The following is a 2549-nucleotide window of genomic DNA, read 5'->3' on the forward strand; positions in this document are numbered from 1 at the left end:
GAGAGCTACTCCACCGAAAGCCCGGCCACCGAGGCGTCCACGACGCCCCGCGCCGTCCTCAACGTCTCCGGCGCAGCCGTGGGCCGACGCAAGCAGGCCATCGCCCGCGTGCGCCTCGTCCCCGGCAACGGCGGCATGACCGTCAACGCCCGCGAGTTCGCGGAGTACTTCCCCAACAAGCTGCACCAGCAGCTGATCACCGACCCCTTCAAGGTGCTCGACCTGATCGGCTCCTACGACGTGGTCGCCAAGATCACCGGCGGCGGCCCCTCCGGCCAGGCCGGCGCGCTGCGCCTCGCCATCGCCCGTGCTCTCAACGAGATCGACCGCGAGAACAACCGCGCGATCCTGAAGAAGGCGGGCTTCCTGACCCGCGACGCCCGCGTCATCGAGCGCAAGAAGGCCGGTCTCAAGAAGGCCCGCAAGGCGTCCCAGTTCTCGAAGCGCTAGTCGACGCGGCCTGACGGCCGCACGACCAGCAGCTCGAGAAGGGACTGCGCACCATGCCGCGCCTGTTCGGAACAGACGGCGTCCGTGGCCTCGCTAATCGCGAGGTCACGGCCGACCTGGCTCTCGGCCTCGCCCAGGCGGCCGCCCGTGTACTCGGAGCGGCCGCCCGGGCCGAGGGCCGTCGGCCCGTCGCCGTGCTCGCCCGCGACCCCCGCATCTCCGGTCAGTTCATCGGAGCCGCGGTCGCGGCGGGTCTCGCGAGCGCGGGAGTCGACGTGCTCGACGCCGGCGTCATCCCGACGCCCGCCACCGCCTACCTCATCGCCGACGAGAACGCCGACTTCGGCGTGATGATCTCGGCCTCGCACAACCCCGCCGCCGACAACGGCATCAAGTTCTTCGCCGCCGGCGGACGCAAGCTCCCGGACGAGCTCGAGAACCGCATCGAAGCGGCCCTCGGAGTCCCGCCGCTCACGCCGACCGGAGCCGACGTCGGCCGCATCACCCGCTTCTCCGACGCGGAGGACCGCTACGTCCTCCACCTGCTCGGATCCCTCGAGGGCACCCGTCTCGACGGCCTGCACGTGGTCATCGACTGCGCGCACGGCGCCGCCGCCGGCATCTCGCCCCAGGTGTTCACCGACGCCGGAGCGACCGTCACCGTCATCGGCAACGACCCCGACGGCCTCAACATCAACGACGGAGTGGGCTCCACCCACCTCGACAACGTCGCCGACGCCGTCCGCGCGGCCGGCGCCGACATCGGCATCGCCCACGACGGCGACGCCGACCGCTGCCTCGCGGTGGACGCCGAGGGCCGCATCGTCGACGGCGACCAGATCATGGCGATCCTCGCGACCGCCATGGCCCGCCGCGGCGCCCTCCGCGACGACGTCCTCGTGGCCACCGTCATGAGCAACCTCGGCCTCAAGCTCGCCATGCGCGACGCCGGCATCCGCGTCATCGAGACCGCGGTCGGCGACCGCTACGTCCTCGAGGCGATGAACGACGGCGGCTACTCGCTCGGCGGGGAGCAGTCCGGCCACGTCATCATGAGCCGCTACGCCACCACCGGCGACGGCGTGCTCACCGGCCTCCAGCTCGCGGCCGAGATGGCCCGGACCGGACGCACGATCGCCGACCTGGCCGCCGTCATGTCCGTCTTCCCGCAGACCCTCCTCAACGTGCGCGGCGTCGACCGCGAGGGCGTCCGCGACGACGAGGTCATCGCCTCCGCCGTCGCCGACGCCACCGCCGAGCTCGGCAGCGACGGCCGCGTGCTCCTGCGCCCCTCCGGCACGGAGCCGATGGTGCGCGTCATGGTCGAGGCGAAGACGCAGGAGACGGCCGACCGCCTCGCCGAATCGCTCGCCGCGGTCGTGCTCGAGCGGCTGCGGTCTTAAGGAGCCGCTCCCTGCGCGGCTCCTCGCGGTCGGCCTGGAGAGGTGGTCGCGATGGGTGGAGCGGGGTGCGTTCGCCGCGCGGGAATCGCTTGGCACGCGGCGGTGTTCGTTGCGGGGCCGCTCCCTGCGCGGCCCCTCGCGGTCGGCTTCGCGAGGTGGTTGCGATGGGTGGAGCGGGGCGCGTTCGCCGCGGGTGAATCGCTTGGCACGCGATTCCCACGACGGCTCGTGGGTTGGGACGCTCCCTGCGCGGCTCCTCGCGGTCGGCTTGGCGAGGTGGTTGCGCGGGTGGAGCGGGTCGCGTTCGCCGCGTGGGAATCGCTTGGCACGCGGCGGTGCTTGTTGCGGCGCCGCTCCTTGCGCGGCACCTCGCGGTCGGCTTCGCGAGGTCGTTGCGCGGGTGGAGCGGGTCGCGTTAGCCGCGCGAAAATCGCTTGGCACGCGATTCACGCTGACGGCTCGTGGGTGGCGGCGAGCCTGCGCCGATCGTGCGGTGAAGGGGTTCGAGGTCGGTGGCTGTGCGGTGCGCGCGGCGGCGAACAGCGACCGGGGGCGCGGTCAGATCTTGCGGAGGAGGACCGAGGAGACGGTGTGGTCGGCCTGCTTGCGTCGGCCCACGGCTGCGCCGGAGACGTTGAGGACGGCGCGGGGCGTCGTGGACGCCTCGGTGGCCGGGCTTTCGGTGGAGTAGCTCTC

General features: G+C 72.5%; 2 protein-coding genes and 1 pseudogene. 2 read left to right on the plus strand and 1 reads right to left on the minus strand.

Annotation, left to right across the window (positions count from 1 at the left end; genetic code table 11):
• On the plus strand, window positions 1-450 hold a 450-nt coding region (rpsI, locus tag C5C27_RS17195), incomplete at its 5' end, for a 30S ribosomal protein S9 (RefSeq protein ID WP_104315008.1).
• 53 nt (window positions 451-503) lie between these two features.
• Window positions 504-1853 (plus strand): phosphoglucosamine mutase, encoded by a 1350-nt coding sequence (glmM, locus tag C5C27_RS17200; protein ID WP_104251130.1) that lies wholly within the window; start codon window positions 504-506, stop codon window positions 1851-1853.
• Window positions 1854-2429: 576 nt separating this feature from the next.
• Here the strand turns inward: glmM and C5C27_RS17205 are convergent.
• Window positions 2430-2549 (minus strand): annotated as a pseudogene (locus C5C27_RS17205) (30S ribosomal protein S9); the annotation flags it as partial.

This window comes from Rathayibacter sp. AY2B7 (genome assembly GCF_002931635.1).
In the GTDB taxonomy this organism is placed as follows: Bacteria; Actinomycetota; Actinomycetes; order Actinomycetales; family Microbacteriaceae; genus Rathayibacter.